The 4,031-nt window shown below is 75.4% G+C and carries 3 protein-coding genes; 2 read left to right on the forward strand and 1 reads right to left on the reverse strand.

Features of this window, described 5'->3' with window-relative positions; all coding sequences use genetic code 11:
* On the reverse strand, positions 1 to 835 hold an 835-nt coding region (locus AAHZ94_RS29760), incomplete at its 3' end, for a GNAT family N-acetyltransferase (protein WP_349996805.1).
* A gap of 146 nt (positions 836 to 981) precedes the next feature.
* Between AAHZ94_RS29760 and AAHZ94_RS29765 the strand changes: the two genes are divergently transcribed.
* Positions 982 to 1,263 carry an HPr family phosphocarrier protein gene (locus AAHZ94_RS29765; RefSeq protein WP_349996806.1) on the forward strand — a complete coding sequence of 94 codons (282 nt, stop codon included), beginning with the start codon at positions 982 to 984 and terminating at the stop codon, positions 1,261 to 1,263.
* Between the two features lie 1,334 nt (positions 1,264 to 2,597).
* Positions 2,598 to 3,701, forward strand: coding sequence for a winged helix DNA-binding domain-containing protein (locus tag AAHZ94_RS29770; RefSeq protein WP_349996808.1), 1,104 nt, complete (start codon positions 2,598 to 2,600; stop codon positions 3,699 to 3,701).
* The last annotated feature ends 330 nt before the right edge of the window (positions 3,702 to 4,031 follow it).

A 4,031-nucleotide genomic window follows, 5' to 3' on the forward strand; every position in this document is an offset into this window, starting at 1 on the left:
GGGCCGCGCCCGCTCCCGGGTGTGCACCGGCCGCGCTCTGCGCCTCCGCGAGGTCGGTGCCCGTCAGCCGGGACGGCCCAGCGGGGAAGGCGTGGTTGACCGCGAACACCTGGCCCGTGTAGCCGCCGGCGAGCAGGTTGCCCAGGACCGCGCGGCCGGCGCCGCCCGGCCGCCGGCTGGCGCCGATGACCGCCACCGAACCGGGCGCGAGCAGCCGGTGCACCGAACGCGCCTCGGCGCGCTGCTCCCGGGCCCGCATCACGGCCAGCGACCGCGCCGTGGGCTCCAGGTCGAACTCCAGCCGGACCACGCCGTCCTCGAAGCTGCGCTGCTGGGTGTAGCCCGCGTCCGTGAACACCTTGATCATCTTGGTGTTGGCGGGCAGCACCTCGGCGGCGAAGCGCCGGATCGCGCGCTCGCGGGCGACGGCCGCGATGTGCTCAAGCAGGACGGAGGCCACGCCGCGCCCCTGGTGCGCGTCCTGCACCAGGAAGGCGACCTCGGCCTCGTCGGCCGGCTCCGAAGCGGGCAGCCCGCGGTCGTTGATCCGGTCGTACCGGACGGTGGCGATGAACTCGTCCCCGACCGTCGCCGCGAGACCGACCCGGTTCACGTAGTCGTGGTGCGTGAAGCGGTGCACGTCACGGTCGGAGAGGCGGGGGTACGGGGCGAAGAAGCGGTAGTACTTCGACTCGTCCGACACCTGCTCGTAGAAGTCGACCAGCCGCTGCGCGTCGTCGGGGGTGATGGGGCGGATCTGGGCGGTGCCGCCGTCACGGAGCACCACGTCCGCTTCCCAGTGGGTCGGATAGGCGTGCTCGGCCGGCGTTTCCATGCGTCCAGCCTATGCGGGGGGACCGACAACGGTCCGACTCGCGCACTCCGTTGTGGCGGGGCAGGCTGTGCATGGGCCCCGCCGGAGCACTCCGCGCCCCGTGAGAGACTGGTCTAGACAACAAAAACCACCTGAAGGGCAACACCATGGTTGAGCGCCGCGTCACCGTCGGCTGGGCAGAGGGCCTGCACGCTCGCCCCGCGTCCATCTTCGTCCGCGCCGCGACGGCCTCCGGCGTCCCCGTGACGATCGCCAAGCCGGACGCCGACCCGGTCAACGCCGCCTCGATGCTCGCCGTCCTCGGGCTCGGCGCGCAGGGTGGCGAAGAGGTCGTCCTGGCCTCCGAGGCCGATGGCGCCGAGGCCGCGCTCGACCGCCTGGCCAAGCTCGTCGCCGAGGGCCTTGAGGAGCTCCCGGAGACGGTCTGACTCGCCCTCCAGCACACGACAGGGCCGCGGTGACGGATGAACGTCGCCGCGGCCCTGCTGTATGCGCTCCGCGCTGGGCGCGGTGTGGGGCTTGGGGTTCGTTGGGGGGGTCTTGTGCGCGCGGTATGCCCTGAGTCCTGAGTACGCCGTGCGTCTTGCGTGCTCCGTGCGTCGTGGGCGCGCGGTACGCCCGTAGGTCTCCGGCGCGACGGGAGCCTCGCGCGCGTGGTGCGGTGCGGTGCAGCGCGGGTTCGGCGAGCCACGCGCGCGTGGTGTGACCCGCAGCGTCGCACGGGCCGGGCCGGGCTGTGCTGCGCCACATGCGGCGCCACCCGCGCGGAGGGGGACGGCCCCGGGCCGCGGCGGGCTTCCTGGGTGGGGCCGCACGGAGGCGCTGCCGTACGGGGCGTGGCGCGCCCGGGCGACAGGGTGCGCGAACACGGAGCACAGGGCAGGTACTCCGCTCGCACGGAGCGGGCGCCCCGAGCGGCACGGGGCGCGGGGCGCGCCGCCACGGCCCACCCGGTCGATCGGTACGGCCCGCTGAGCCGTCTCCCGAGACGTCGCCCCCGGGGGAACCTGGCTCCCCCGGGCCCGTACCCGTCCCCTCAGCCGAGTCAGGCGAGTACGGCCGGCACCCCGTGGACGCGGCGCCCGCTACGCGTACGGACGTCCGGCGGGCAGGGCCCGTACGCGCGGAGAATTCCGCACCCGCCCCGTGCCCCGGCTGCCTACCGCACGCGTGACCCCCGCGAAGGCCGCGCCATCCGACCAGTCGCTACCGGGCCCGTACGCAGCGCGGACAGCACCCCGCGGAGGCCCCCCTCGCGCCCGCGTGGGCGCGACAACGAGGCCAACACCGATGGCAACCGCCACTGGCCGCCCCTCGCGCACGCGTGGGCGCGCGAGGTTTTCAGGTTCTCGTCTCCGTCCTCGTACGCGCGCGTACGCGAGGTCGTTGCAGCCCTGCGTGCGTAGCGGGGCCAGCCACCCCTCACCCACGACGCGCACGCGAGCCCCGACCGGCTCCCCGCTCGATAGCCGAACGGCACCAGCACCAGCAGCGGATCGCGGTCAGAACCTGACCGCAAGGCCGGCAAGAATGGCCAGCAGGCGCCCCGTTCAACATTCTCGAAGCCAGCGAGGCGCCCCCGCACAACAGCGCCACCACCCGCCCCACCCCACAGCCTTCGTCAGCACCGGGAGAGGACCGACCGCATCGTGAAGACCAGCGAACCGGGACCACCGGCCGCCCCGTGCCGGTCCATCGCCAGCGCCGTGGGGCAGGCCGCCGCCCGTCGGCCCGTACGGGCGCTGCACGGGGCAGGTGGCCGGTGAGCGTTCTCGACACCAGGGCGTTGGGGCGGGCGTCGCTGGCCCGGCAGTTCCTGCTCGCCCCTGCCGACGTCCCGCTCATCGACGCCGTCGCGCATCTGGGCGGCCTCCAGGCGCAGGAGCCACAGGAACCGTTCGTCGGCCTGTGGTCGCGGCTGCGCGCCTTCGCCCCGGGGGCGCTCTCGGACCTCCTGGTGGAGCGGCAGGTGGTGCGTACCGCCCTGATGCGCCGCACCGTTCACCTGGTCACCGCCGAGGACGCGCTGGCCTGGCGGTCCCGGCACGACGCCATGCTGCTCCAGCGCGCCCTGGGCGCCTACCGCCGCGAGCTCGACGGCGTCGACCTCGACGAACTCGCCGCGGCCGGCCGGGCCAAGCTGGCCGCCGGGCCGTGCTCGAACGCCGAGCTCACCCGGGCGCTCGCCGAGCGTTGGCCGACCGTCGCGCCCCGGGCGCTGGGCGAACTGGTGGTCGCCGCGCTCGTCCCCACCGCCCAGCTACCGCCGCGCGGGACGTGGCGCACCCGGGCCGGCGTGCGCAACGTGCTGCTCGCGTCCTGGCTCGGGCACCCGGTCGACCCGCTGGACCCGGACCCCACCGACCCGGTCGGGCAGGCGCTGGTGCGCCGCTACCTGGCCGCCTTCGGCCCGGCCGCATCTGCTGACGTGCGCGCCTGGTGCGGCGTGGCCGGACTGCCCGCGGCGATCCGCGCCCTGCGCCCGGAGTTGGTGGCCTTCCGCGACGAACGGGGCCGGGAGCTCCTCGACCTCCCGGACGCGCCGCGCCCCGATGCCGACACGCCCGCGCCCGTACGGTTCCTGCCCGCGTTCGACAACGCGGTGCTCGGCTACCACGACCGCAGCCGGATCATCGCCGACGCACACCGCGGACTGTCCGTCACCGGCGCCCGCTTCGTCCTGGTCGACGGCACCGTCGCGGCGACCTGGACCGTCCAGGACGGCACCGTACGCGTGACGCCGCTGCGCCGACTCTCCCGCACCGACCGCACCGGGGTCACCGAACAGGGCCAGGCCCTGGCGTCCTTCCTCGCCGAAGACGGGGGCGACCGCGACCGCGTTCGCATCGACGCGCCCGCGTCGTAACCCCTCAACTCAACCCCCGCGCGCCCACGCGCGCGTACGCCCGCACCTGCCAGCGACCTGCCCCGCCCGTATGCGCACGTACCGCCCGCAGGGGTTTGGCGCCCGTGCTCGGCGCGTACGGGCGGGCACGCGCGCGGTGGTACGCCGAAGGCCCCGGCTTCAGAAGCCGGGGCCTTGACGAGGGGAACGAGTGCCGGGTGGACAGTGGGCCGGGGCCGGGCGGGGGGCGCGCGCGGGGGGGGGGGGCCCCCCCCGCCGGCGGCCCGACCCGGCCCACAGGACCAGTACAGCCAGCGGCCCACGACCTGCACGTCGGCCAGGTCCGCCGCG

It is taken from the genome of Streptomyces sp. HSW2009 (assembly GCF_040240285.1).
Taxonomy (GTDB): Bacteria; Actinomycetota; Actinomycetes; order Streptomycetales; family Streptomycetaceae; genus Streptomyces.

Excerpts from the sequence above, each read along its gene's own strand:
- AAHZ94_RS29765 (WP_349996806.1), top strand. The coding sequence starts at position 982 with ATGGTTGAGCGCCGCGTCACCGTCGGCTGGGCAGAGGGCCTGCACGCT.